The sequence below is a fragment of the Neobacillus bataviensis genome (assembly GCF_019969725.1).
In genome coordinates this window covers 12,943-38,808 of sequence record NZ_JAHXYW010000010.1, presented here as the reverse complement: position 1 = coordinate 38,808, position 25,866 = coordinate 12,943, and the positions used below count along the sequence as shown (strand labels likewise).

Annotated in this window: 25 protein-coding genes; 13 read left to right on the top strand and 12 right to left on the bottom strand. The window is 41.3% G+C overall.

Features of this window, described 5'->3' with window-relative positions; translation table 11 throughout:
- Positions 1-168 precede the first annotated feature (168 nt).
- Positions 169-894, top strand: coding sequence for a TerC family protein (locus LC455_RS21785; protein ID WP_223593910.1), 726 nt, complete (start codon positions 169-171; stop codon positions 892-894).
- Positions 895-1,020: 126 nt separating this feature from the next.
- On the opposite strand, the gene LC455_RS21780 is transcribed toward LC455_RS21785, so the two are convergent.
- Genes LC455_RS21780 through LC455_RS21765 form a run of 4 tightly spaced genes read right to left on the bottom strand, consistent with a single transcriptional unit; the run spans position 1,021 to position 5,070 of the window.
- Positions 1,021-1,185: a hypothetical protein gene (locus LC455_RS21780; protein WP_223593909.1), complete on the bottom strand. Its 165-nt coding sequence runs from the start codon at positions 1,183-1,185 to the stop codon at positions 1,021-1,023.
- 22 nt (positions 1,186-1,207) lie between these two features.
- Positions 1,208-2,356, bottom strand: a complete 1,149-nt coding sequence (locus LC455_RS21775) for a Ger(x)C family spore germination protein (protein ID WP_223593908.1) — start codon at positions 2,354-2,356, stop codon at positions 1,208-1,210.
- A 29-nt stretch (positions 2,357-2,385) separates the two neighbouring features.
- Complete coding sequence (locus LC455_RS21770; RefSeq protein WP_223593907.1) at positions 2,386-3,942, bottom strand: spore germination protein; 1,557 nt, start codon at positions 3,940-3,942, stop codon at positions 2,386-2,388.
- A gap of 30 nt (positions 3,943-3,972) precedes the next feature.
- Positions 3,973-5,070 carry a GerAB/ArcD/ProY family transporter gene (locus tag LC455_RS21765; RefSeq protein ID WP_223593906.1) on the bottom strand — a complete coding sequence of 366 codons (1,098 nt, stop codon included), beginning with the start codon at positions 5,068-5,070 and terminating at the stop codon, positions 3,973-3,975.
- A gap of 294 nt (positions 5,071-5,364) precedes the next feature.
- On the opposite strand from LC455_RS21765, the gene LC455_RS21760 reads away from it, so the two are divergent.
- The 8 genes from LC455_RS21760 to LC455_RS21725 all read left to right on the top strand — a co-directional run bounded on the left by LC455_RS21760 (position 5,365) and on the right by LC455_RS21725 (position 12,804).
- Positions 5,365-7,476, top strand: coding sequence for a BglG family transcription antiterminator (locus LC455_RS21760; protein ID WP_223593905.1), 2,112 nt, complete (start codon positions 5,365-5,367; stop codon positions 7,474-7,476).
- A 41-nt stretch (positions 7,477-7,517) separates the two neighbouring features.
- Complete coding sequence (locus tag LC455_RS21755; protein WP_223593903.1) at positions 7,518-7,955, top strand: PTS sugar transporter subunit IIA; 438 nt, start codon at positions 7,518-7,520, stop codon at positions 7,953-7,955.
- A gap of 2 nt (positions 7,956-7,957) precedes the next feature.
- Positions 7,958-8,224: a PTS sugar transporter subunit IIB gene (locus tag LC455_RS21750; protein WP_223593901.1), complete on the top strand. Its 267-nt coding sequence runs from the start codon at positions 7,958-7,960 to the stop codon at positions 8,222-8,224.
- Between the two features lie 29 nt (positions 8,225-8,253).
- On the top strand, positions 8,254-9,549 hold the full coding sequence (locus LC455_RS21745) for a PTS ascorbate transporter subunit IIC (protein ID WP_223593899.1): 1,296 nt from the start codon (positions 8,254-8,256) through the stop codon (positions 9,547-9,549).
- Positions 9,550-9,623: 74 nt separating this feature from the next.
- Positions 9,624-10,616, top strand: a complete 993-nt coding sequence (locus tag LC455_RS21740; protein ID WP_223593897.1) for a phosphotriesterase family protein — start codon at positions 9,624-9,626, stop codon at positions 10,614-10,616.
- 12 nt (positions 10,617-10,628) lie between these two features.
- The gene (locus tag LC455_RS21735; protein ID WP_223593895.1) at positions 10,629-11,366 is read left to right on the top strand and encodes a creatininase family protein; all 738 of its coding nucleotides are present in this window, start codon (positions 10,629-10,631) and stop codon (positions 11,364-11,366) included.
- Positions 11,338-12,063: a KDGP aldolase gene (locus tag LC455_RS21730; RefSeq protein WP_440446417.1), complete on the top strand. Its 726-nt coding sequence runs from the start codon at positions 11,338-11,340 to the stop codon at positions 12,061-12,063. Before LC455_RS21735 ends, LC455_RS21730 begins: the two co-directional genes overlap by 29 nt.
- A gap of 6 nt (positions 12,064-12,069) precedes the next feature.
- Positions 12,070-12,804, top strand: coding sequence for an SIS domain-containing protein (locus LC455_RS21725; protein ID WP_223593893.1), 735 nt, complete (start codon positions 12,070-12,072; stop codon positions 12,802-12,804).
- Positions 12,805-12,949: 145 nt separating this feature from the next.
- Here LC455_RS21725 and LC455_RS21720 read toward each other — a convergent pair whose 3' ends face one another.
- The 8 genes from LC455_RS21720 to LC455_RS21685 form a co-directional block, all read right to left on the bottom strand.
- Positions 12,950-13,876, bottom strand: coding sequence for an aminopeptidase (locus LC455_RS21720; protein WP_223593892.1), 927 nt, complete (start codon positions 13,874-13,876; stop codon positions 12,950-12,952).
- A gap of 18 nt (positions 13,877-13,894) precedes the next feature.
- Positions 13,895-14,656, bottom strand: a complete 762-nt coding sequence (locus tag LC455_RS21715) for an IclR family transcriptional regulator (protein WP_223593891.1) — start codon at positions 14,654-14,656, stop codon at positions 13,895-13,897.
- A gap of 187 nt (positions 14,657-14,843) precedes the next feature.
- Positions 14,844-16,112: a M20 family metallopeptidase gene (locus tag LC455_RS21710; protein ID WP_223593890.1), complete on the bottom strand. Its 1,269-nt coding sequence runs from the start codon at positions 16,110-16,112 to the stop codon at positions 14,844-14,846.
- On the bottom strand, positions 16,109-17,059 hold the full coding sequence (locus LC455_RS21705; RefSeq protein ID WP_223593889.1) for a DUF1177 domain-containing protein: 951 nt from the start codon (positions 17,057-17,059) through the stop codon (positions 16,109-16,111). Before LC455_RS21705 ends, LC455_RS21710 begins: the two co-directional genes overlap by 4 nt.
- A gap of 17 nt (positions 17,060-17,076) precedes the next feature.
- On the bottom strand, positions 17,077-18,051 hold the full coding sequence (locus LC455_RS21700; protein ID WP_223593888.1) for an ABC transporter ATP-binding protein: 975 nt from the start codon (positions 18,049-18,051) through the stop codon (positions 17,077-17,079).
- Positions 18,044-19,057, bottom strand: coding sequence for an ABC transporter ATP-binding protein (locus LC455_RS21695; protein ID WP_223593887.1), 1,014 nt, complete (start codon positions 19,055-19,057; stop codon positions 18,044-18,046). The genes LC455_RS21700 and LC455_RS21695 overlap by 8 nt, the downstream gene beginning before the upstream one ends.
- Before the next feature lie 17 nt (positions 19,058-19,074).
- The gene (locus LC455_RS21690) at positions 19,075-19,917 is read right to left on the bottom strand and encodes an ABC transporter permease (protein WP_317851469.1); all 843 of its coding nucleotides are present in this window, start codon (positions 19,915-19,917) and stop codon (positions 19,075-19,077) included.
- A gap of 50 nt (positions 19,918-19,967) precedes the next feature.
- The gene (locus LC455_RS21685) at positions 19,968-20,933 is read right to left on the bottom strand and encodes an ABC transporter permease (protein WP_223593884.1); all 966 of its coding nucleotides are present in this window, start codon (positions 20,931-20,933) and stop codon (positions 19,968-19,970) included.
- 232 nt (positions 20,934-21,165) lie between these two features.
- On the opposite strand from LC455_RS21685, the gene LC455_RS21680 reads away from it, so the two are divergent.
- The 4 genes from LC455_RS21680 to LC455_RS21665 all read left to right on the top strand — a co-directional run bounded on the left by LC455_RS21680 (position 21,166) and on the right by LC455_RS21665 (position 25,794).
- Complete coding sequence (locus LC455_RS21680) at positions 21,166-22,782, top strand: ABC transporter substrate-binding protein (RefSeq protein WP_223593882.1); 1,617 nt, start codon at positions 21,166-21,168, stop codon at positions 22,780-22,782.
- A 90-nt stretch (positions 22,783-22,872) separates the two neighbouring features.
- Positions 22,873-23,961 carry an amidohydrolase family protein gene (locus LC455_RS21675; protein ID WP_223593880.1) on the top strand — a complete coding sequence of 363 codons (1,089 nt, stop codon included), beginning with the start codon at positions 22,873-22,875 and terminating at the stop codon, positions 23,959-23,961.
- Positions 23,962-23,965: 4 nt separating this feature from the next.
- A complete protein-coding gene (locus tag LC455_RS21670; protein WP_223593877.1) occupies positions 23,966-25,114 on the top strand; it encodes an amidohydrolase in 1,149 nt (382 codons plus the stop codon).
- An 8-nt stretch (positions 25,115-25,122) separates the two neighbouring features.
- Positions 25,123-25,794: an AroM family protein gene (locus tag LC455_RS21665; protein WP_223593875.1), complete on the top strand. Its 672-nt coding sequence runs from the start codon at positions 25,123-25,125 to the stop codon at positions 25,792-25,794.
- The last annotated feature ends 72 nt before the right edge of the window (positions 25,795-25,866 follow it).

Genomic DNA, 25,866 nt, shown 5'->3' with positions numbered 1-25,866 from the left:
TGGCGGAGATTTTACTTGGTCTAGGTACATATCTGACAGTGGCTCTTGCTCTTGGCTGGCTGGTTTCACTTGCCTTTGATCTTTTCATTAAATAATCTTAAACTCTTAAAAAATAATATCTCCTTCCTCCCCTGAATATATATGTACAAGCGATTGGGGGAGGAATTTATGGAGGTATCGTTATTTTTAGAGTATGGCTGGATTTTAATTATTTTGATAGTTTTAGAGGGATTACTCTCAACCGATAATGCATTGGTGTTAGCGATCATGGCGCGGCATTTACCTGTTAAACAGCAAAGAAAGGCAATTAACCTTGGGTTGTTATTCGCGTTTATCTTCAGGATTGCAGCCATCTTTATCATTTCGTATCTTTTCGACGTGTGGCAAATTCAAGCGGTCGGCGCTGCCTATTTAATTTTTATTGCATTAAAACACTTGCTTAAAAGTGACCATGAAAAAAAGGTCAATAAAAGAAAAAGCTATCGAGTGACGGTTGCGCAAATTGCCTTCGCCGACATCGCCTTCGCGATAGATTCCATTTTAGCAGCAGTCGCCCTTGTCATTGACTTGCCAGATACGCCGCTAGGGGAAATTGGCGGGATGGACGGTGCCCAATTTATCGTTATTGTATTAGGAGCTATCGCAGGATTATTGGTGATTCGGTTTGCCGCCGGATTCTTCGTCAAGGTCCTGGCAAAACGCCCGAGTATGGAAAAGGCCGCAATGCTGCTAGTCGGCTGGGTCGGAATAAAGTTATTGATACATACGCTTGCCCATCCATCTGTTCACATGATTCCGCATGGATTTATCGAGGGCTCCCTTTGGAATACAACTTTCTGGTCCGTTTTGCTTCTTATTGCCCTTGGCGGATGGTTATTATCTAAGGAAAAATAAAAAGGGAACGCTGAAAACGTCCCTTTTTTGATTTTTGCCATTGGGTCACATTTCATTGAACGAGAAAGGCCGCTTTTTTGCTGGTTGGGCAATGAAACGCTCTTTCATTTACCGTGTGATCAGTTATTAAACAAAAGATAAAATGACCACTGCGATACTTAGTACCAATCCAATGAACACGAGACATGAAAAAACGGCTAATTCCTTCCCTTCTTTTTTTCGAAATAATCGCGGCGCTTCCCAGGCAAAAACAATAACATAAATGAGGATAATCACTAAAATCTTAAACATATTCCATTCCTTTTTCCGGAAATTACTTAATTAGACCGATTCTTCTTATAAAAGCTTTTGAGTCAATAGATACGTCTAATTGAGCAAATTCCTGTTCCCAATTCTTTTTATACCGGGTATTCCATTGTTTAGGATATTTCCGGTAAACAGTTTGTCCAAATCCGAATATGTCTGAGCGAAAATCGTTTTGAGCCTTATTTACGACCAACTGTAATCGATCTTTAATTTCATTTTCTACCTTTTCCTGTAAATCCTCGATTATCTTCGTTTCAAATAACTTTAACTTTGAGTCATTCTCAATCACACTATACTCTGAGGTAATCTTAACTGTCATCCTGAGGGTTCCATGTTTTATGATAGGAACCAATTTCGCTTCCGCTCTGACGATTTCCATACTAACATATCCGCCCCCCTTTTCCTTAGGTACATCAACAGTTATAATCCCTGCTTTCATTTCATTGCGAATCCATAAAAGCCCGCGGGTTTCCACTGGAGTCATCCAGCCTGCCAGCTTGTCTTTTTTGAAGACTGCGATGCCATTTAAAGCTTGAATTTTCCCTGATTTATCTTTTGTCTTTACTTCAAGGGGCTTTAACGAAAACTGAGGGGCAAATGGCTCTAGACCATCTGTTAAAAGCATATTGAGAAAGTCCCTGACATAAATTTTCATTCCAAGATCCTGCTTGGCCAGTTCCTTCATTTCTTCGGCCGAAGCACTTTCAAATCTCGGCATACTTTTAAGAATTTCTGAGGCTCTGCCCTTTGTAAACATAATAAAACTATTGATGCGGGGTTCAGCATACCTTGTGTGAAAATCGATAATATGTGTAACCCCCTTTTTGGCCAAATCCTCACCAACCAATAGGACCCTGCTTTGAGAAAAAAAGATTCGTCTCGGCAGCTTTCCTTGAATATTGCGGTATGCTTCGGAAACGGTTCTACCCGTCTCTGAAATGACAATGGTGCTTTTTCCGCTGGTACCTCCTCCTACCGCCGGCCCCAGCTTGGATGGAAGGGCAACTTGAAGGGATAAGCGAATCTCGTCCCCTTCCACAAGGTCTAATCCAATAGCGGTAACAATGGCAATATCGTTAATTTCAACACGGTTCCAACAGCCTGTAAGCAAAATTACTGACATGACCAATAGCGAAAGCTTTCTTATCACTCTCATCCGAACCATCCTGTCCTTGTAAAAACAACCTAGTATTTACGTCTTCGGTATCGTAACCTCTTCAAATTGGTTTTTCCCGTTTCCTGTGGACGCTCATTCATCATCCACCATGGAACGCGGATTAATAAATCTTTCACGTTATTAAAATGAAAGGGAGCTAGAGGCGCTAAATAGGGAACACCAAAAGAGCGAAGCTGCACGAGATGAACCAAGATAAAAAATACGCCAAGGAAGATACCGTAAAACCCTAGCGTTGCAGCTAGAAAAATCATAAAGAAACGAAGAAGCCGGATCGCACCTGTTAAGGGATAGCTAGGAAACATAAAAGAAGCAATCCCTGTCGTCGCAACCACAATGACCAACGGTGCCGAAACGATTCCAGCCTCAACCGCGGCTTGGCCGACGACCAATGCCCCAACAATACTAACGGTCGATCCAATTGGTCTTGGCAAGCGTAAACCAGCCTCACGCAATGCCTCAAACGTAATCTCCATTAACAAGGCTTCTATTACCGCCGGAAAGGGAACCTTTTCCCTTGAGGCCGCAACGCTGAATATAAGATTGGTAGGCAATAGCTCGTGATGAAAGGTAGTGACAGCAATATAAATGGATGGAAATAATAATGCCACGATTAAAAACAAATACCTGATGAATCGAATAAAGGTGGTCATGATAAACCTTCCATAATAATCTTCCGGCGAATTCATCATTTGAAAAAAAGTGACCGGTACAATCAAGGCAAAAGGACTATTGTCCACGATTATCGCAATTCTCCCCTCGAGAAGATTTCCGACCACCCGATCTGGCCGTTCCGTTTGCAAAATCTGTGGAAACACGGAAAAGGGTTGATCCTCAATAAACTCCAGAATATAGCCGCTGTCCTCAATTGCATCGATTTCAATCCGCTCGATTCTGCTCCGAACTTCCTCTAGTATAGAAGGCTCCGCGATTCCTTCAAGATATGTAATAACTACTCCCGTGTTTGACAGCTTACCAACCTTCATCATTTCAAATTTTAGATTGGGTGTTTTTAAACGTCTCCGAATCATACTGATGTTCGTTGTGACATTCTCTGTAAACCCTTCTCTTGGCCCTAATACAATAGCTTCCGATGCAGGCTCCTCAATCGAGCGCTGTTCCCATGCCTGCTCGCTGATAAAAATGGCTTTTTGAAAGCCGTTGATGAGTAAAACTGTACTCCCCGATAAAATATGATCAACTGCTTCCTGAAAGGTTTCCCCCTGGGTGACTCGAGCAGCACTAAGCAGCGCTTTGAAGTGATCGATGGTTGGATAGGGCGGCAATAATCCTGCCTCATGCTTTAACAATGGCTGGATCACATGTAACTCCATTCTTTCAACATTGATTATTCCGTTCAGGTATAAAATAACGGCCGGATATTTGGGAGTTATTTCAATCTCCCGATATACGAAATCTCCCGCTGCTTTAAACAGGTGCTTAATCTGTTGAAAGTCATCCTGAAGATGTCCTGATAATAAAACCGATTCAGGTTGATTTTGATTTTCATTTTGCTGACTTTTTTGTTTTTTAGAACTTAATTTTGTAGTCTTGCGAAACAGACTCAAGTATCGGCACCACCCTCATTAGACAAGCAATTATATATGGCCCATTTTTTTTCGAATAAAAGCAATGCCAAGGAATAAAATTGGCATGATAATTTGCAACAAAGTATGAATATACGGTACATACACCTTAAAACCAAATTCTATATGTTCAACATAACTCGATGCGGTGATAAGCGATAAGGGGGGAACAAGGCTCCCAAGTCCTAGCAGAACAGAACGAGTTTGTTTTAACTTAAATAATTGCGAAATTCCAACTGCAGCTCCAAAAAGAAACGCCCCTACCTTAAAAAACACTCCGGCGACCATCATTAAAATGACCATGGCATCGAAGCGTTCAAGAAAGTCTGCTACGGAAACCATTTGCGTAGCAGAAAGAAGAGTAAAGATATCATGACTGTAAATTTCCGGCCCTAAGACAGCAATCATCATAATCGAATTAATGGTTAAGAGGATGCCTCCAACCAAAAGGATGGACATCCCAATCCTTCGTGCATACTGCTGCTTACTTAAGAATGGAAAAAACATCATGATAACAATGGTTTCTCCAAATGGAAAATTGACTCCTACAGGAAAGGCTTGTTTCAATAAAGGTTTAACACCCTTACCAAGGATCGGGGTAAGATTTTTTATATCAAATTGATCCACGCTAAATAATAAAACCCAAATCAGGATAAGGGAAAAAATATAAACGGGAAATATGATTTCGGCCATACGGCCAAGGGTTTCAACTCCGCCCCGCAAACAATAAATTATGAGCAGCATAAAGCTTCCAATCACTACTATAATAGGAGTTTCAGAAAGAATAGTCGTGACGATCAGATCCCCTAATTCTCTTCCCGCTCTAGCCGCCGAGTATGTAAAGTGAAAGATATATAACACAATGACCGGATAAGAAAGATACTTCCCGATAATCTTTGGAAGCATTTGAACAAGGGAATCCCCTGGATAATAAGAGGCTAATTGCGTGTAAACAGCCATTAAAATTAAACTGCTTAACATACCGATGGTGATAAAAATCCAGGCATCCTGCTTCGAATCCAGCCCTAACCCTAAAATAATCGCCGTCCCTAACACATATCCAGCCATCAAATAAAAAAGTTGGAGTCCACTTATTTTTTCCTTATTCATTTTTAATCTCCCTTAACACAAAAAGCGATTTTAAGGCTGAATTTATTTTTTGTAAAAAATGATTTTTTACTTAATATTTTCCAGTTGGGGACTTGTTATACACCCTATAAAAAGTTCCGGACTATCGGCAAAAATTGCACGTAAATAAAGAACAGTCTACTTTTGCACAAAACATTTAGTCGGCATTTGGTCTCCACATTATAAAAATATGAGAGTATATTTTAGTTAAGCAATTGCTAAGAGTAAACAAAGTACACTTTTGCACAAACTAACTGTGCAAAGGAGGTAGCTACAATGACGCTTGATCAACGCAGTACCGCAATATTATCTCACCTAGTCAAATCACAGGCCTATGTTCCAGTGAAAGAGCTGACCGAAAAATTTCATATTTCAAGAAGAACCATTTATTACGATATTGAAAAAATAAATGTGTGGTTAAAAGAGCATAGCTTTCCTCCCATTAATCACGTCAGATCCGCTGGATTTCACCTAGATGAAGAGACTGCGGCTCAAATACCTGAAAGATTATGCATGTTAACGACTTGGCAATACGAGTATTCCGCAAAGGAGCGTAAAGCCTGGCTGGCCATTTATTTGATGACACGTGATACACCATTATTCCTTGAGGATTTAATGGAAAAAACTCGTGTCAGCCGCAATACAACAATTGATGACATCAAAGGGCTAAAGGAAGAGCTTGAACGATTTGAATTAAAGATAGAGTTCGAACGAAAGCTCGGCTACGTAATTCTGGGGAAGGAAGACGATAAACGAAAAGCGATCGTCTATTATCTTCAACATGTGCTATCTGACCAAGGCTGGCAGGCTATATTAGCCAAGCTTCCATCGATATTAAACCAAGATGACCAGTTTGATCTTTTTGATTATGAAAATTTGAAAGCGGTTCAAAAAATAGTGGCAGAAAGTGAAGAAGAATTAAATATTCAGTTTACCGATGAATTCCTTGATAGTTTAGCCTTTCGGCTGCTGATGTTTTCTAAGAGACTTTCACAAGGTAAAAATGTATTGATTGACCCAATTGAAAAGGATGTTTTAAAAGACACTACTCAATATCAAGCTGCGAGAAATATCAGCCAAAAGCTTGCAGATTTGTTTGAAATTGAATTCCCTGAAGATGAAATTTTTTATATCACGAAACATTTGTTAGGTTCACGTATTCAAGTTTCAGAGGATATCAACCAAGACAATAGCAGCAGCAATAGCTTGACTATAAATAAAGTTGTAGCCGATATGGTAAGTGATTTTCAAAAATATGCGTGTGTGTTTTTTAAAGATCGCAAAGAAATTGAGAAAAATTTATTACTTCATATCAGACCAGCCTTCTACCGGGTTAAATATGGTCTTGAATTGGAGAGCGGCATGACCGAAACGATTAAGGAAAAATATCAAGATATCTTTCTGCTTACAAAAAAAGTCATCATTCATCTCGAGAAGGTCGTTGGTAAAGAAGTCAATGACAATGAAACAGCATTAATCGCCATGCATTTTGGCGGCTGGATGAAAAGGACTGGGGCGACACCAGCCATCCGAAAAAAGGCACTCATCGTCTGTCCAAACGGTGTAGGTACGTCGAGACTATTACAAAATCAATTAGAAGGCCTCTTTTCAACGATTGATATCATCGGGTGTGTTTCCTTAAGAGATTATAAGCACAATCAATATGATACTGACTTTATCATTTCGACCATTCCTTTAGAGGAAAAAGAAAAACCGATTTTTGTGGTTAGTCCCATCTTAACGGAGGCGGAAAAAGAGAGTCTCTTGAAAAAGGTAAACGCCCAAATGGAGTCTCCTGCGAAACATACAACCTCAGCGGAAGCAATTATGAATATTATCAAGAAGTACGCTGATGTATATAACGAGGAAAGCCTGCAGAAAGAACTAAAACAATATCTTTATAAACCTGCAGCTGTATCAATCGAAACTGAAAAGCCTCTTTTAATGGATTTACTAAAGAAGGAAAATATCCAAATAATCGAGGATGTGAAGGATTGGCAAGAAGCAATTCTTGTAGCATCCCAGCCTCTAAAGAACGTTCAGGCCATAACGGACAATTACATTGAAGCGATGATTCAAACCATTAGAAAAATGGGTCCTTACATTGTGATTTCACCGAAAGTGGCGATTCCACACGCCAGACCGGAGGATGGTGTGAACAGGCTGGGTATGAGCTTATTAAAGCTTACTAAAAGCGTCCCCTTTTCTGAAAAAGGAACTCATGATGTTCAGCTAATCATTGTCCTGGCAGCGATCGACGGAGATACCCATTTAAAGGCACTATCCCAATTAACCAATATGCTTTCAAATGAATCAACCAAACAAGAAATCATCAAAGCTGAGTCTTCTGAAGAGATATTCCAGTATATCAAGGTCTACTCAGAATGATTAGAAATAAAACGTAAAAAGTAGCAGAAAGGGTCTTCAACATGAAATTTTTAGAAGAAAATCTAGTAGCTTTAGACGCCGAAGCTTTCACTCCTGAAGAAGCAATACGTGCAGCAGGACAATTGTTAGTTAACAGTGGTGCCGCAGCAGATGGCTATGTCGATGCGATGGTGGCATCCTATCATAAAAACGGACCATATTTTGTGCTTGCCCCTAGAATTGCACTTCCTCATGCAAGGCCCGAGGATGGTGTTCATGAGGCATCCGTTTCCTTTGTAAGACTAAAACAACCAGTTGTTTTTGGAAACGCAGCCAATGATCCTGTGCAATTCGTCTTCGGTTTAGGAGCCTCTTCAAGTGATGAACATTTAAAAATTTTGCAAAAGCTTATGACTCTATTAAGCAATCAGGAAAACCTGCAAAAATTAACAGAAGTAACATCCTATCAAGAAATCAAAAACATTATCAGGGGGAATTAATAATGAAAATTTTATGTGTATGCGGATTAGGACAAGGAACTAGCTTAATTTTAAGAATGAATGTGGAAACCGTTTTAAGAGATCTTGGAATTTCAGCAGACGTAGAAAATACAGATGTGTCATCCGCTTCAAGCATGTCGCCAGATTACGTGATTACAAGCAATGAACTGGCCCAAACGTTAGCTGGAAGCCCAGCAAAGGTCATCATCGTTAACAACTATTTTGATTTAAATGAGATCAAAGCTGCACTGCAAGGCCAGATCAACTAATTTCGAGGAGAAACTAAGGGGGAAATTAAATGGAAGCGATTAAATGGTTTGCCACCAACGTGTTTGGTACACCTGCAATATTGCTTGGTTTTATCGTCTTTTTAGGCTTATTGCTGCAAAAGAAAAGCTCCAGCCAGCTTATCAGCGGAACATTTAAAGCAATTATTGGTTTCTTAATTATTGGCGCTGGTGCTGGGGTCATTGTAGGAGCATTAAATATCTTCGAACCAATGTGGAAGGAAGTATTTAATCTGAAAGCTAGTTCCTTAGGAAAATTCATGGGACAAGAAGGCTTTAACGCCAAGTATGGAAGTGCCGTTACACTTGCAATGACACTTGGATTTTTAATTAACGTATTACTTGCCAGATTTACTAAATTTAAATTTATCTATTTAACTGGACATATGATGTTCTGGACAACAACCATTTTTGCTGGAGTAATCGTCCAAGCGGTTGGGGATGTATCTTTTGGTAAGCTTGTTATCTTCCTAGCCATCTTCATGGGCTTATACTGGACATTCCAGCCAGCGGTTGTTCAACCGTTTATGCGTAAAATTACTGGCAATGACAATATTGCCCTTGGTCATACCTCCGCATCTGTTGCATTACTTAGTGCACTTGTGGGTAAAGTTCTTGGTAACAAAGAAAACGACTCTGAAAAAATTAAACTGCCAAAGGGTCTTGAATTCTTAAGAGATTCCAACGTGATTACGGCCTTAACAATGGGGATTCTTTTCTTAGTGGGAGCCATTATTCTATCCACAAAAGGTACTCCTGGTGCCGAAGAACTAATTGCAAAAGCTGGCGGTCAAAACTTCGTTATCTATTCCATTGTTCAATCGTTTACTTTTGCCGGCGGTATCGCCATCGTTCTGCTAGGTGTAAGAATGTTCATTGGTGAAATCGTCCCTGCCTTTAACGGGATTGCAACAAGATTAGTACCTGGTGCGAAGCCTGCATTAGACTGTCCGATTGTTTTCCCATACGCGCCAAATGCAGTTATCCTAGGATTCCTTGGAGCTTTTGCCGGTGCACTGATCTGGCTCGTTGTTCTTGGTAACACAGTAAGCTATGTTTTCGTACCAACGATGATCGTATTATTCTTCCACGGTGCGACAGCTGGTGTCTTCGGTAACGCAACGGGTGGTGTAAGAGGAGCGATTCTTGGAGGTTTCATCACTTCCACTGTTGTCGCTTGGGGGCAGTTTATTATGGTAAAAATGCTGATTTCCAATACCATTCCAGATACAGCGATGTGGGCTGCAGATAGTGATATGTTTGTCTTAGGACCAATCGTGAAATTCCTAGCCCACCTATTCTTTTAATCTATATACAAATTTTAAGTAAAGGGCAAATAACATTGCCCTTTACTTATTGCTTAATTGAAGGAGGAACGAACATGAGTTTTATTCGTACATTACGAGGAGATATTAAACCGGAACAATTAGGCTTCACCTATTCACATGAACATATTGTTTGTCGTCCAGCTTTTTGGGAAGAACGGAATGAGGACGATTTGTTGTTAGACGATAAGGAAAAATCAAAACTAGACGTTGCCGACTTTAAGAGATACGGAGGAAAGTCGATTGTTGATGCAACAGCCATCGATTATGGCCGTGATGTTAAGGCTGTAAAAGAAATCTCTGAGGAGCTTGATATTCATATTGTCGGAACGGCTGGCTTCAATAAAAGCTTTCTTTGGGATGCGAAAATAAAAGACGAGCTTAAACCGATCATCGGAGACTACCGAACTTATTCCGAATGGATTGATTCGGCAAGCATCAATGAATTAACCGATATCGTAGTCCGAGAAGTGGAAGAAGGCCTCGAAGGTACGCCCTTTAAAGCAGGCCAGGTGAAATTTGGAACAGGGTACAATCGAATCACTCCTTTAGAGGAAAAAACATTAAGAGCCGTTGCACGTGCTCACCATGAAACAAAAGCTCCCCTTCATTCCCATACGGAAGCAGGAACGATGGGTCTCGAGCAAATTGAGCTATTAAAATATGAAGGCGTTGACCTTTCATTTATGAGCTTCGGTCATATGGACCGGAATCCAGACCCTTACTATCATGAGCAGATTGCTCGTACAGGTGCTTATCTTTGTTTTGACGGCATCGCTAAAATTAAATACGCCCCGGAAAGCACGAGAATTCACTGTATTTTAGAGCTTGTCAAAAAAGGCTATGAAAATCAGATCCTTGTTAGTGGTGATACTGCTAGAAAGACATATTACAAGCATTATGATTTTGGTCTAGGGCTCGAGTACATCATTGCCAAATGGGTCCCTCGCTTTATTGATGATGCTAACCGTCAAGGCTTCGACGGGGAAAAATTAATCCATAAATTCTTTGTAGAAAATCCGGCAAGATGCTTTACCTTTAATAAGTAAGGAGTGTGCACCATGATTTTTCAAAATGAAAATTCCTTTGAAGTAAAAGAGAAGATCCTAAATAGCAAGGTGGCCATCTTACCTATTGGAGCTGTTGAAGCACATGGTCCGCATCTTCCCCTTGGAACCGATAATTACTTAGCCGAAAGACTTTCTGAACGGGTAGCAGAAAAAACAGGCGCATTTGTTTTACCAACCTTACCCTATGGCCAGGTTTGGAGTCTGAAAAATTTCCCTGGAAGCATCAATATTAGCAATGAATCCTTAATTAGCTTTATAGTCGATATTGGAGTGAGCCTTTATGAGCAAGGCTTCCGAGTGTTTGCAATGATTAATGGCCATCTCGGAAATGCCGTCGCGATGAAGGAAGCAGCACGCAAGCTCTACAGCCAATATCCAAACTATAAAATTCTTTACCTCTTTTATCCAGGTGTCAAAAAGGCAACAGATGAGGTTCGTGAAACGGTATCCTCACATACGAGCTACTTCCATGCCTGTGAAATTGAGACCTCCTATATGCTGTATTTAGCGGAAGAGTACGTAGATATGTCAAAGGCCATATCGGATGTTCCAAATATCCCAATGAGTGCGGATATTACCCCTACTCCTTGGGAGGAATTTACAAGCTCCGCTGTACTTGGAGACGCAACCCTTGCCACGAAAGAAAAAGGGGAGAAAATCATCGAAGTGGCAATTGAAAACATGATTAAACTTATAGAAGGTGCAAAAGATGGACTTAACAAAGCTTAAAAAAATGGACGACTTTTTGCTGTTTAATTTTTTGGCAAAAGATAAAGATAATGCGGCTGCCATCATCGAAGCAGGTGACGGCTATATCGTTCCAGGAATCGTTTCTTCCGACTTTGAAAGTATTGAGGATGGGATTAAAAAGGTCAAGGAATTAAAAGAGGCTGCCCCTGTGGTCAGCATCGGTTTAGGGGATAATGGAAATCCTGCAAACTGGGGCAAGGTATTGGCAATTGCTGAAGGTTCAGACCCCGGTCACATTAACCAGCCCTTTGAAAAATCAAGCTATTCGTCCGGTTATTTAAAAGCAAAAGGGCTCAATCAGGCAATCAACGGACTTGTCTCCCCTGCCGGCAAGGTTGGATATGTGAAGGTGGCCGGGATGGAGATGAAGGTAGAGAATCTCGTTGATTTGGCGCTTTCGATGGAAATCAACTCCATTAAATTCATGCCATTAAAAGGCACCACTCATCTAGAAGAACTTATCTATTTATGCCGGGTTGCGGCTGAAAAAGGAATAACCGCGATTGAACCAGCTGGCGGAATCTCTGCTGATAATATCGTTTCGATTGTGAATGGGGTTCGTGAGACGGGAATCCCAGTCTTTATGCCGCATATCTTCGGATCTGCCGTTGATAAAACTACAGGACGGACTATTCCAGAAGAAGTTGCTAAAATTATAAATTTAGTCAGGAGCTGATCAAAAGTGCTTACACAATATTTCGCAAAAGCAAAAGAAAAAATCGAGCAAGTGGAGAACAGTGAAAAGGAATATCTCAAGAAAGCGGCTGAAAAAGTGGCAGAGGCTATCCAAAATGGAGGAATTGTTCAGCTGTTTGGCTGCGGTCACTCACATATATTAACAGAAGAAGTCTTCTACCGTGCCGGCGGCCTTGTTCCGATCAAGCCCATCCTCGTGGAACCGTTAATGCTGCACGAAGGAGCCCTTCGTTCCTCCCAGCTTGAAAGACAGAATGACCTGGCTGAAGGATTTTTAAAAGAACAGGATATCCGTCCTGAGGATGTGGTTTTCGTTTTATCCACTTCCGGACGTAACCCTGTTCCAGTAGATGTTGCCCAAGAAGCAAGCAAACAAGGGGCATTTGTCATCGGGATCACTTCACTGGAATATTCCCAAAGCCAGCCTTCTAGGCATAAAAGCGGACGCCATCTCTACAATTCCGTGGACTTAGTCATCGACAACCATGCTCCAAAAGGCGATGCCGCTTTATCGTATGAAAAGGTTGCCGTTCCGTTTGCTCCGACTTCAACTGTTGTTGGTGCAGTCATCCTAAATGCGATTTTCGCCGAAGCGATTAAAATAATGGCCGACAATGGCCATGAACCGCCGATCTTCTTAAGCGGCAATATTGATGGATCTGATGAACATAACAATAGGCTGGTAGAGCAATATCAAAGCAGAATTCCACTATTATCATAAAGAAAACGAGAGGGAATGCCTCTCGTTTTCTTGTCTCTCCATCAATAAATAAAAATGACGAACCTCAATTAGCGAATGAAAAGACGGCCAAATTCTTTCATTGCTTTGTTCCTTCAATCAACTACTTGAAATCATTCTCCTTGATTTATAACGATAATTCCTTGTCATCAATAGTGACAATAGGATCTTTTATAACACAATCGATATGTACACCTGCTTCATTTGTACCACCAAACGGCTTGTTGCTGCCGAAGGCGATGTGCACGGTTCCGTAGACTTTCTCATCTTCCAAGACGTTGCCGGTTAATCGTGCTTTTTTATTGGTGCCAATGCCGAATTCCGCAATGATTCTGCCGTTGCCATCGCCAAGTATTTGAAGTAATTGTTTTCCTTCTGTACCTGTAGCATCTACTAACCTTCCGTTTTCAACAGTTAACATAACAGGTTCGCTCACAACTCCGATTCCTGCTATCGACCCATCTACCAGAATTGTTCCATTTGCGGAATCTTCAATCGGAGCAATATAACTTTCACCTGAAGGGAGATTTCCAGACTCCCCTTTTTCTCGAAAAATTCCTGTGCTCGGAATACCCTTTCTTCCTTTGATCGAAAACGATAATTTCGTATGTCCCTTCTCGATGGTCACTCTTTCGCCAGATTCCAGGAGATCACAATAGATACCGGTTAACTGCTCTACTTCTAAATAATCTGCCGTAATCGCCCCTTCTTGAAGCATATCCATAGTAATTCCTGGCATAGTAGCCACACGTGCCCCTCGAGATGATGCTTCTTTTCTAGCCTTTGTATGAGTAAGAGAATGCTTTGTAATGCAAAGCACAACCTCGGCAGACTTCATGGCTTCGGTAACTGGTTGTGGAGGTTCTTCTCCAGACTTCGTTCTCGTAACCATTTTCATTACGATGGTTTCATTTCCCAAACTAGTACCTGCTTGATAAAACACATCAGCAATTTCGCAAGATTCCAGATCCGTCACAATGAGGATATGCTCATTTTCCTTAACGTTTAAATTATGTTGCAATATTGATTTTGTAACTTCTATCATACCCTGCATTTTTCTTCCTCCAAGATGTTATACTTTCAATTTCAATTGATATCGTTGGATGACAGCGCTTACCTCGTCTCTTGTCTCTTTTAAAAGAGGAAGGTATTCCTGGATTTTCTCGTCAAACATTCGGTAAATGGGACCGGATACCGTTAGCGATCCAAGTATCTCGCCTTTATCAAAAACCGGTACGGCTACAGCAATAACATCAGCGGTATACTCTCCCTGGCTTTGCGCCCAGCCTTGTTCCTTTATTCTTTCTAATTCAGATCGAAGTTCCTCTGGGTCTGTCATCGTCGTTTTTGTGTATTTCACCAAACCACGTTCAATCACCGATTCAATGAACTCATCCGGCATGTATGCTAGGATGGTACGATAAGAAGCACCCACATATAATGGAGACCTGCTTCCTGCAGAAACGGAAAACTTTACCTTATTCTCTGGTTCTACTACATCAAGTGTAACAGCTTCATCCCGATCCAATATAGTAAGAAAAATGGATTCTCCCGTTTTATCCCTTAATCGTTCAAGTATGGGGTGAATTAATTTATTTACATTTAGGCCTTCATACATAATCATTCCTAATTCCCATGTAGCATAACCTAATGAATATTTTTTTGTCTCTTTATCTTTTGAAATAAATCTATTTTTTTCTAAGGTTTCGAGAATCCGATAAATATTGGTATGATTCAAGCCAAGCTCATTTGCTAATTCTCTTCCTCCCCAAACTGGTCTTTCCTTTGTAAACATCATTAGTACCTTAAGTGCTAAATCTAAGGTTTTTAACATGTAGAATTAACTCCCCCTTACCATTACAAAACACCTATTTCAATTAGATAATTAAAATTTGAAAAATGCAATAGTAATTACATTAATATGCAGTTATCCTCTAACTTTAAAGGGAGTAAAAGTTAAAAAGTATAACTGCAACAAAAAGCCTGGACAGCTTCATGCAAAAAAGCCGCCTTTATCTGAATTATTTTTCATAAAGAAAATCAATAACCGCTGCTATATATACCTTTGCACAACGAACGATATCTTCAACGCGAACTCTTTCATTGTATCCATGGATCGTAGGTAAATAGGCAGGACCGTATTGTAATACTGGAATGTGATAATCCCGGAAGTGCCGGGCATCACTGCTCGCCCATTGCATGACACCATAAGCTTCTTCACCAGTGACGAAAGTAATATTATCAACAATGGCCTTGCAAACCGGATCCTCAGCACTGGTATAGTTGGCATGACTTCTAAATCCAAATGGCCGAATTTCATAGCGGATTCCTAATTCATCAAGGTGTTTCTGCAAATAAGAAGTAACTTCATCACGAGTAATCCCAAATGGTAAACGGCAATCTACTTGAACCTTACAGCTTTCAGGAATCACATTTGATTTCGTTCCCCCTTGAATGGTACCAATATTGACTGTAACTTTTTCAAGTACTGGCTGGAACTTTTCACGTTCTTTTTCAACTTCCCGCATATACCGTTTGGAGACGTCAATTAAACCCTGAACCTCTTCTGGAATATCAATTTTCAGATCCCAAAGCGTTCTTATTTTTTCAATCGCAGCAATCGCATCGGTAATGGCGTTATTTCCAGCGAGCGGTGACAGACTGCCATGGCCAGGTTCGCCGAATACTTCAAGCTCGAACCAGTAAGAACCTTTTTGGCCGATGGTCGGATTCAACCGTGAAGATGGTTCTGCAATTAATGCACCGTCCCCTTTAATCAATTTCTTTTCGAGCAGCCACGGGACACCAAATTCCCCGCCCGTTTCTTCATCCGGCACAATCGCCAACGTTAGTTTTCCTGGGAGCTCTACATCTAACCGTTTTAATAATGCAAAGACAAAAATTAATCCGGCAAGACCCGCTTTCATATCACTAGCACCTCTGCCCAGCATCCAGCCGTCCTTTACTTCCCCGGAGAAAGGATTAAAATCCCATTTGGACAAATCACCTGCAGGAACGACATCCGTGTGTCCACAGTAGATTAATTCTTTCCCCTTTTCAATTCCGATACTAGAAATTAAATTAAACATTTTCTCGCTTGATTCGTGCCATGCTGTTTCGAGTCCATATTGCTGAAGATAATCCGTGATAAACTGAGAAATTTCAGTAGAGTCCCCTGGGGGATTTTCACTAGGGATTTTAATTAACGAACCACATAGCTCAATCAACTCATCTTTATGTGCTTCCACTTCATCGATCAATCTTTGTTTTAAGGCTGTTAGATCACTCATCCCGCAGTCACCTGATTTCCTTTTGTTTGTAAATGCGTCATTTTTCCATATAACTGCTCGAGGCGGGCAAATTCGGCTTCATCATAGAAGGAACACTTATTTTCGCCAAAAAGTTTGGCCACCTCAATCACATAGCGGACAACCTGTTCCACATCCATTGGGTGTGTTGCCCCAGTGCCGCAGCCGGCAACCGCCGTTTCCGTCGTAATAGCAATCCCAACAACTGGACTTTTCGTTGCAACCGCAGGCTGAAGAATACTATTTACATGGTAAACCCCGTTTCCATATGGGGTAATATCTTGTGTTGTAATCGGCAGCGTAACGGGAAGACGGCCTGCCGATTGAGTATACACATGTAATAAATCCTGGCTGATTTTTAATACATAGCCCTCTTTAACAGTTGGTGTAATCGCAAACCCTTTATGGTTGGTAATCATATTGCCTTTTGTTGTATCAATTGAAAGAATCGCATCCATTTCTTCCGTCACTTCGTGCTGATTCATCGCAAAGATGTCCACGGGTGAATCCATAAACGGAACAGGATCATGCGGCAAGGTTGGCGCTGTTGGGCAAATATGTGTCGTTAAAATGATATCCCCATTAAGGCGGTCACCCTTTCCGCTCATATCGAGAAGCTTCGCGGCAGCCGCCATACAGGATAATGCTCCATCCCCGTCAGAAACAAAGCCTTTAACCTCAGGACGAGCACCAATTCCGCCTAAACGTCCGATTACTCCAAGTGTTGGTGCATTTCCCCCGTTAAACTTTCCATTTTCACCAGGAATTACAACTTTAATAAAATCAGTTGAACCTGCTTTTCCCTCCACTGTTTCAATCGAAATCTTCCCAAGATTTGAGATCCCTTCGAGGTAGCTTTTTACATCCTCTCCGGTTGCATGAATACTATCCATAATTTCTAATACTTCCGTAACATGTTTCAATGACATTTCATATTCCCTCCAAATTAAGATTCAATAAGATGACAGGCAACACGCTGCTTGGCTTCATGTTGTTTAAGCTCTGGTCTTGCCGTTTTGCAAATATCCATCGCATAAGGACATCGTTGATGGAAATGACATCCTGCCGGCGGATTAACGGGACTAGGTACATCCCCTTTTAATAAAATTCTTTCTCTTTTATCATAGGGACTTTCCTTTGGAATAGCTGACAGCAATGCCTTTGTATACGGATGAAGCGGAGTTTCATAGATTTCAGCAAAAGTCCCGATTTCGACGATTTTTCCTAAATACATGACGGCAATTCTGTCACACATATATCTGACCACATTTAAATCATGTGAAATAAAAATATAGGTTAAGTCGAATTTCTTTTGTAAATCTTTTAAGAGATTAATAACCTGTGCCTGAACGGATACATCCAAGGCAGAGACAGGTTCATCGCATATAATCACATCTGGATTTAAAGCAAGGGCTCGGGCGATATTAATCCGCTGACGCTGTCCTCCTGAAAATTCATGCGGGTAACGGTCAGCATGATAGCTGCTTAAACCAACCACTTCTAATAATTCCTGAACGCGCGTTTTCCGTGAAAGGGGATCGCCCACTTTATGAATTTCTAAAGGCTCGGCAATTAATTGTTTAATTGTTTTTCGCGGATCCAATGAGGCATATGGATTCTGAAACACCATTTGAATTGATTTCCGGGAAGCACGGATTTCTTTCGTCCCCATCGAAGCTAAATCCTGACCTTTAAAAACAACCTTTCCATCAGACGGACGGATCAATTGGTTGATTAACCGGGCCATTGTGGATTTCCCACAACCTGATTCCCCGACAATTCCAAGTGTTTCACCACGGAAAACCTCGAAACTGACACCATCAACCGCTTTCACACTTAGCTTTGATTTTTTGAAAGGGAGCGGATCCTGAATCGGAAAATGCTTTTTTAAATTTTCCACCTTAATAATCGCTTCAGCCATGATACGCCTTCTCCTTTCTCGTAAGCTGACTCTCTTTGGTTTGGAAATGGCAGGAAGTAAAATGGCCTTCCTCTACTTCTATTAAATTCGGCCGAGCAGAAAAACAAATATCCTGTGCATATGGGCAACGATCGGCAAAATGGCAGCCCTTAATCTCCTGACGTAAATCTGGCGGGGTTCCGGGAATAGCCGAGAGCTTCTCTTCATTCGCAATATCACTCGTAATCTGTGAATCAAGTAATCCCCAAGTATAGGGGTGTAGCGGATTATCAAAAATAGCTTTCACACTGCCAGATTCCACGGTATTCCCTGCATACATGACAATGACCTTATCACACATTTCCCAAACTACGCCTAAATCATGGGTAATCATAATAATAGAAGTGTCGATGGTATTCTGCAGATGCCTCATTAAATCAAGAATTTGCGCCTGTACCGTTACATCCAATGCAGTTGTTGGCTCATCGGCAATTAACAACTTCGGATTACAGGCAAGGGCAATCGCAATCATAACCCGCTGCCTCATACCTCCGGAAAATTCGTGTGGATACATATCGATTCTTTTTTCGGATTCCGGGATCCCCACCAGCTTCAGCATATCGATCGCTGCCTTTTTTGCTTCCTTTTTTGACATCTTTCGATGAGTGCGAATCGACTCCATAATTTGGTCGCCAACCGTAAAGACAGGATTCAAACTTGTCATCGGATCTTGGAAAATCATGGAGATTTCATTCCCTCTGACAGAACGCATTTCTTTTTCCGATAAAGAAAGTAAATCTTTCCCCTCAAACAACATCTTCCCTCCAGCAATCTTTCCAGGGGGGCTTGGAATCAGACGAAGCAATGCGGTTGCTGTCACACTTTTTCCTGAACCGGACTCGCCGACAATGCCGAGGGTCTCTTTTTTATTTAAAGTAAAACTAACACCATTTACTGCTTTAACAACAGAAGACGAAGAACGAAAATGCACTTCCAAGTCCTCTACTTTTAGTAAAAAATCGGCCATGCAAACACCTCCAGCTTCTACACTTTCATTTTTGGATCCAACGCATCCCGTAAGCCGTCTCCAAATAAGTTAATCCCAAGAACGGTAAACAAAATCGCTAACCCTGAAAAAGTGGCCATGTGTGGACTTAACACTAAAAAGTCTTTACCATCTTTTAGAATACTTCCCCATGAGGCCGTTGGCGGCTGCACACCTAATCCTAAAAAGCTAAGAGCCGCTTCAGAAATAATCGCACCAGCCACGCTCATCGTTCCATAAACAATTAATGGGGCTAAACAGTTTGGCAGGACATGTTGGAAAATAATGCGGCTGTTCGTCGCACCCAATGATCGAGTGACTTCAATGAATTCCTCTTCTTTCACACTGAGCACTTGCCCGCGCACGATCCTGGCAAATCCCGGAATATTGGCAATTCCAATCGCGATGATGACATTCACAAGACCCTGACCTAAAACGGTCATTAAGGTGATCGCTAGTAAGATAAATGGAAAAGCGAACAATCCATCCATTGTTCTCATAATGATCGCATCCAGCCGTCCGCCGAAATAGCCTGAAACTAAACCAAGTAACGTTCCAAAGAAGGCACCAAAGACAACGGCAGATATGCCGACAATTAAGGAAATTCTCGCCCCATACACAAGGCGGCTAAACAAATCCCTTCCATAGTTATCCGTTCCTAATAGATGGCCCGCGGTACCTGGTGTTACGAGTGAATTGACCACATCCATTTGATTAGGAGGAAAGGGAGCAATCCACGGTGCGAATAAGGCGATGATGGTCATAAATAACGTAATACTCAATCCAATCGCCGCCAAACGATTGCGAATTAGCTTTTTGAATAAGCCTGCTTCTTTTTTCATTTTCTTACCTTTTGGATTGGTTGTGCTAATTGAAGGTTGTACAGCCGACATTAGTTGCTCCCCCCTTTATTGGAAGAATAATTCACTCTTGGATTTACCACTTTGTACATAACATCTACAAACAAATTCACAAGGACAAAAATGGCAGCTATAAATAAAACGGTCCCTTGAACAACAATAAAATCCCGCTTTTCAATCGCGTCAACGATCAATCGTCCCATACCTGGCCAACTGAAAATCGTTTCAGTTAAAACTGCGCCGCCAAGCATCATAGAAATTTGCATGCCCAGTACCGTTAATAATGGTGTAAGGGCATTTTTAAATGCATGCTTGCAGATGACCCAAAACTCACTCAAGCCTTTAGAACGAGCTGTTTTAATGTAATCCTGCGATATGACCTCCAGCATACTTGACCGTGTAATCCGGGCAAAGGTTGCCATCGGAATGGTTGCGAGTGTAATACTCGGAAGGATTAGATGCTTTAAATAAGGAATCAGTCCATCCTCCATTGCCCCCATGCCCGTTGCTGGAAACCAGCCAAGATTGACACTAAAGTAAAGCACCAGCATAACCCCAAGCCAAAAGATTGGCATCGATACCCCGATTAAAGAAACAAGCATAACGGTATAGTCTAAAAGAGAGTTCTGTTTAGAAGCCGAAATGATACCTGCTGGGACACCAATCATAAAGGCGATAATTAGTGCGCTTATCGCTAAAACTAGAGTATTTGGAAAACGCTCCAAAATTAATTGGACAATGGGTTCATTATAAGTAAGCGAAACACCAAAGTTCCCGCGGAGCAGGTCTCCAATATAATGAAAAAATTGAACATATAAAGGGTCATTTAATCCAAGCTGTTCCCTTAATGCCTCAATGTCCTCAACACTTGCCTGCGGTCCAAGCATGACACTTGCAGGATCACCGGGAATCAGCCGGGTAATGATAAAAACGATGACTGCTACGACTAAAATGGTTGGCAGAAGATCAAATAGTCTTCTAATAATATACTTCCCCATTGTTACCTCCCTTTTTATTCATCAATATTTGAAACACTGATTCAGTATGTGAACTAGAGTTAAGTGTAGCATCACGAAATTTAATTGTAAATACGGAATAATCGAATAAGATAATATTTTTAAAAAATTTAAAAAACTTGTTTACTAGACTTTCTTTGTATGATAAATTTATTTCTAAATTCAATATTTGAAATACCGATTCACAATGTGAATCAATAGGGGGAGTTGTCGTATGAAAAGGAAGAGTTTAGGTCGTTGGATGGTATTGGTCATTGCCTCTCTTGTTCTACTTTTAAGTGCCTGTTCTTCAGGAAGTAATTCAAGTTCTACCAAACCATCTAATACGGAAAAACCGGCTGCAACCGGTAAGCCGCAAGATGGTGGTGTATTGAAGGTTGGACTTTCCGCCAATCCAAAAACATTAGATCCAATTAAATATACGGGGGTCTATGAATCACAAGTTATGCTTTCTGTTGCAAATACACTAGTCGTGTATAACAAAGAATTAAGTGAATTTTTACCTTCTCTAGCAAAAGAGTGGAAAGTATCTGATGATGGGAAGGTTTACACCTTTTCATTACGTGATGATGTTTCTTTCCAACCCGGTAAATATCAAGACGGACGAAAAATGACGGCTGAGGATGTAAAGTACAGCCTTGAACGCTCTGCGAAAGAATCGGCTATGAACCGATTAAACGGTGTAGAAAAAGTGGTAGTTACCGGAGAAAATGAGGTTGCTATTTATTTAACAAAGCCGAATGCTGCATTATTACCAATGCTGACAGATGCCGGAAATGTGATCGTGCCTAAAGAGGAAGTCGAAGGGTGGGGCGAAGAGTTTGGAAGCCACTTAGTTGGAACGGGTCCTTTCAAAATGGATAGCTGGGCTAAGGATTCTGAGGTTAAGCTTACTCGCTTTGATAAATATTGGGGAGAAAAACCTCATCTAGACGGATTAACATTCAAAATTGTACCTGAACCAAACATGATGACCAACGCCTTACGCTCTGGCGATGTTGATGTGGCGATGGATATTAAAGGGCAAAACCGTGAATTAGTGAAACAGGATGAAAAGCTTGAATTGCTTTCAAAGCCTGCCCTTTCATTAACCTACTTAGATCTTAATAACAAAAAAGGGCCAACTGCCGATCCAAAGGTTCGTGAAGCCATTTATAAGGCAACAAATGTGGAGGAAATCGTTAAAGGTGTTAACAAATGGGGCGGTGCGGAAAAATCCTTTATGGCACTGCCAAAAAAATCATGGGGCTACAGCAAAGACTTAGAAAAGCTTACACCAGCATATGATCCGAAAGCAGCGAAAAAACTTTTAGAAGAAGCTGGCTATTCTAAGGGCTTTAAAACAGAGCTCTATCTTTCAGAAGCGCGTGTTCCATACGGAACCATTTTCCAAAACCAAATGAAAAAAAACCTAAATATTGATGTTGAACTGAAAGTTGTTGAATGGGGAACTTATAGTGACACGGTTTCAAAAGGAAATGCACCAATGTCAATTGGCGGCTGGACTTGGTATCCGGATCCATATTTCTTCCTATATCAATTGTTCTCCACTAAGCAAATCGGTGCACTTGGAAACGGAAAGGGCTACTCAAATCCTGAGGTAGATACACTTTTAGATCGAGCTGTTTCAGAAACAGTGGATCAAAATGAAAGAGCCAAACTCTACCAGCAGGCACTTGAAATCATTTTAAAAGACGTACCGCGAATCGAGCTTGATAATCTAGATGCAACAGCAGGTATTAACAAAAAGGTACAAGGCTTTGATGTTTCTCCAGACTTCTCCGTTCAGATTGTAAATCCAAACGGAACGAACGTCTGGATTAAGCAATAAGTTGAAGTCCAACCATAGGTTCTTTTTGAAAAGTAGAGATACCCTATCTCTACTTTTCTTCTATTCCCACTTGAAAGAAGGTAATGAATAATGGCCATTACCGCCATTAAAAATGCAAACGTCTATGATCATGATACCGGTGATTTCAGCAAGCAAACCGTCTTAATCGAAAACGAGAAAATAAATGCGATTCTGTCACCTAATGAAGACTTTCCTGCACATCACTTGATTGATGCTACTGGTTTCTATTTAACACCCGGATTAATTGATACATGTTCTCAAATTGGATTAAAGGAGATTGGCATTCGCTGGGAAGGAAATGATGGGTATGAACCTCATGAAGAAAATGGCTGCGAGCTGCAGGTAATAGACGGCATTTACCCATTTGATAATGCCTTTAAAGACGCCGTTGCTTCCGGTGTAACAGCGGCCCACATTGTTTCTGCCCCAGAATCTGTGGTTGGGGCGAAAACGTCCGTCATTCACACCTCCGGAAAAACAGTTGATGAAATGCTCCTTAATAAAAATCTAGGCTATAGCTTTTCGATGGGAGATATTCCGAAAAATTCCTTTTGGGAGAAAACCAAATCCCCCCTCACTCGAATGGGGATTGCACAAAAAATCAGAACGGCATTAAAGAATTTACAAAGCACCGCCAATCTACAGGAAGTGCTCATTTTTATTCGTGCCCATCGTACAGATGACATTGCCACGGCCATTCGTATTGCTGATGAGTTTAGGCTTCCAATTATTTTGGTCCATGCGACGGAATATCCACTCGTAACAAGCCTTACGAAGGATCATCAACTTTCAGTCATAGCCGGGCCTTGCTTTCAACCAATAGAACGAGGGGAATTACAACATTTAGATCCGTCCTTATATTCCGCCCTATTCAAGCAGGAGGTTCCATTTACCTTTGCGACCGATCACCCAGTAAGTTCCGTCACGCATCTGCAATTGGAAGCAGCTTTAGCACTAAAAGCCGGTGTTCCTGAAAAAGTAATTTTAAACGGTTTGACACGTGATGCGGCCAAGCTGCTGATGATTGATCAGCTTACCGGAAGTATTCAAAAAGGATTATTTGCCGATTTTGTCCTATGGAATAAGCATCCTCTCGATTTAACCGTACGGGCTGTCCGCACTTTTATAAAAGGTAAAGAAGTATATAGTTGGGAGTGAAACGATGCTAAAAGTTTTTCGAGGGGCAAATATCTATACGATGGATGAAGCCAATACCGTTTTAAGGAATGCGGACCTTTGGGTATGCGACGGGAAAGTGATCAAGGTAGGGATGGATACGGATATTCCTATTGATGCCCAGATTGAATCTATGGATGGGTGTGTCATAACCCCTGGACTCATTGATATCCATACGCATGTTGGTCTTTGGGGAGAAATAACGGAACGGAATAATGACGCTTGTGAATACTCGACACCTTTTACCCCTTTGATGCGGGCGATTGACGGAATCAATCCTCGGCACTTTTCGTTTCAATTGTCACGCCGCGGCGGTGTAACAACCGTTCAAACGGGGACAGGAAGTGCAAATCCCATTGGCGGGGTGTGGACGATTTTAAAAACATGGGGAAGCTCCTTAGAGGAAATGATCATCACGGAAAAAAGCGGTTTAAAAGGGGCTCTAGGCGAAAATCCTAAAAATGTTTTTGGTCAATCTAACAAGACTCCATATACAAGAATGGCTGTGGCCCAATTGATTCGTCAAGGATTTCAACAAGCGGCCGTCTTATCGGATGCTGAACGCCTTGAAAGCTTGGAAAATCAAACAGAGCTTGCGCCGTTCATTGAGGTTCTTGAGAGGAAAATGCCCCTTCATTTACACTGTCACCGTGCAGATGATATTGCCACAGCCATTCGAATTGCCAAAGAATTTAACATCACACTTTGTTTGGAACATTGTACAGAGGGACACTTGATGCTAGAAGCCATTAAAGAAAGCGGGGCAAATGTGACATTGGGGCCGTTTATGCTTCCGGCAACAAAATATGAAACGCGCAATTTAACACCAGAAGCGCCAAAACTATTTCATGATGCCGGTATCCCTTTTGCCATCATGACAGACCATCCGTTTATTCCAATTCACTATTTGATTCTTTGTGCAGCAGAGGCTGTCAAATACGGTCTCGATGAAATGACCGCCTTAAGAAGTATTACAAGCGAAGCAGCTAACCTAGCTGGAATTCACGACCGTGTTGGTTCACTCGAACCAGGGAAAGACGCCGACTTTGTGATTTGGTCCCATCATCCATTTGACACCCGCTCGAATGTGCTCGCAACCTTTATTAATGGAAATAAGGTCTATAGTCAGGAGTGAAATAAGGAATGCAGCAGACTATCGGTATAATTACAATTGGGCAAACGCCAAGAACGGACATGATACCGGACATCAGACCATTCCTTCCTAAAGAAACCGTCATTATCGAAAAGGGCGTTCTCGACGGAAGGTCTGATGAAGATATTCATGAACTTCAACCCGAACCAGGGCAAACCACCTTAATATCACGATTAAAAAACGGGGAAAGTGCAACGATGGCGAAAGAAAAAATCCTTCCGATTATTCAATCACTCATCGATGAACTTAATCAGGCGAAGGTGTCGTTAATCATTCTCGCTTGTACCGGGAAGTTTCCGTTATTTACGAGCGGGATACCGATTGTCTACCCAGATTTTTTACTTAACCATGTAGTAAAAGGGCTGCTGCGTGAAGGATTGCTTGGCGTCATTCTTCCTCTTCCGGAACAAGCAGAATCTATCATATATAAATGGAAGGAAGCCCAATTTATTGCCATCCCAGCAGCAAGTTCCCCCTACGCTTTCCAAGAGGAACACTTGATTAGCGCAGTGAAACAGCTTGACCAATTTCCAGTCAAAGCCATACTCCTCGATTGTATGGGATACACACAGGAAATGAAGTCAATTGCTCAGGCCTATACCACTAAACCGGTTATTTTATCTAGAAACATTATTTATGGGATAGCAGGAGAAATTTTGTGATAGGTAAAACCGTCCTTTCTCATACAGATAGGTGTGACCTGTTAAGAAAAAAGCTCGATACGGGGCTAAAAG

Coding starts and splice junctions, on each gene's coding strand:
- LC455_RS21735 (WP_223593895.1), top strand. CDS start 10,629: ATGATTTTTCAAAATGAAAATTCCTTTGAAGTAAAAGAGAAGATCCTA.
- LC455_RS21760 (WP_223593905.1), top strand. CDS start 5,365: ATGACGCTTGATCAACGCAGTACCGCAATATTATCTCACCTAGTCAAA.
- LC455_RS21720 (WP_223593892.1), bottom strand. CDS start 13,876: ATGCAGGGTATGATAGAAGTTACAAAATCAATATTGCAACATAATTTA.
- LC455_RS21775 (WP_223593908.1), bottom strand. CDS start 2,356: ATGAGAGTGATAAGAAAGCTTTCGCTATTGGTCATGTCAGTAATTTTG.
- LC455_RS21675 (WP_223593880.1), top strand. CDS start 22,873: ATGGCCATTACCGCCATTAAAAATGCAAACGTCTATGATCATGATACC.
- LC455_RS21690 (WP_317851469.1), bottom strand. CDS start 19,917: ATGAAAAAAGAAGCAGGCTTATTCAAAAAGCTAATTCGCAATCGTTTG.
- LC455_RS21785 (WP_223593910.1), top strand. CDS start 169: ATGGAGGTATCGTTATTTTTAGAGTATGGCTGGATTTTAATTATTTTG.
- LC455_RS21705 (WP_223593889.1), bottom strand. CDS start 17,059: ATGTCATTGAAACATGTTACGGAAGTATTAGAAATTATGGATAGTATT.
- LC455_RS21780 (WP_223593909.1), bottom strand. CDS start 1,185: ATGTTTAAGATTTTAGTGATTATCCTCATTTATGTTATTGTTTTTGCC.
- LC455_RS21685 (WP_223593884.1), bottom strand. CDS start 20,933: ATGGGGAAGTATATTATTAGAAGACTATTTGATCTTCTGCCAACCATT.
- LC455_RS21700 (WP_223593888.1), bottom strand. CDS start 18,051: ATGGCTGAAGCGATTATTAAGGTGGAAAATTTAAAAAAGCATTTTCCG.
- LC455_RS21680 (WP_223593882.1), top strand. CDS start 21,166: ATGAAAAGGAAGAGTTTAGGTCGTTGGATGGTATTGGTCATTGCCTCT.
- LC455_RS21750 (WP_223593901.1), top strand. CDS start 7,958: ATGAAAATTTTATGTGTATGCGGATTAGGACAAGGAACTAGCTTAATT.
- LC455_RS21745 (WP_223593899.1), top strand. CDS start 8,254: ATGGAAGCGATTAAATGGTTTGCCACCAACGTGTTTGGTACACCTGCA.
- LC455_RS21740 (WP_223593897.1), top strand. CDS start 9,624: ATGAGTTTTATTCGTACATTACGAGGAGATATTAAACCGGAACAATTA.
- LC455_RS21765 (WP_223593906.1), bottom strand. CDS start 5,070: ATGAATAAGGAAAAAATAAGTGGACTCCAACTTTTTTATTTGATGGCT.
- LC455_RS21710 (WP_223593890.1), bottom strand. CDS start 16,112: ATGAGTGATCTAACAGCCTTAAAACAAAGATTGATCGATGAAGTGGAA.
- LC455_RS21665 (WP_223593875.1), top strand. CDS start 25,123: ATGCAGCAGACTATCGGTATAATTACAATTGGGCAAACGCCAAGAACG.
- LC455_RS21670 (WP_223593877.1), top strand. CDS start 23,966: ATGCTAAAAGTTTTTCGAGGGGCAAATATCTATACGATGGATGAAGCC.
- LC455_RS21755 (WP_223593903.1), top strand. CDS start 7,518: ATGAAATTTTTAGAAGAAAATCTAGTAGCTTTAGACGCCGAAGCTTTC.
- LC455_RS21715 (WP_223593891.1), bottom strand. CDS start 14,656: ATGTTAAAAACCTTAGATTTAGCACTTAAGGTACTAATGATGTTTACA.
- LC455_RS21695 (WP_223593887.1), bottom strand. CDS start 19,057: ATGGCCGATTTTTTACTAAAAGTAGAGGACTTGGAAGTGCATTTTCGT.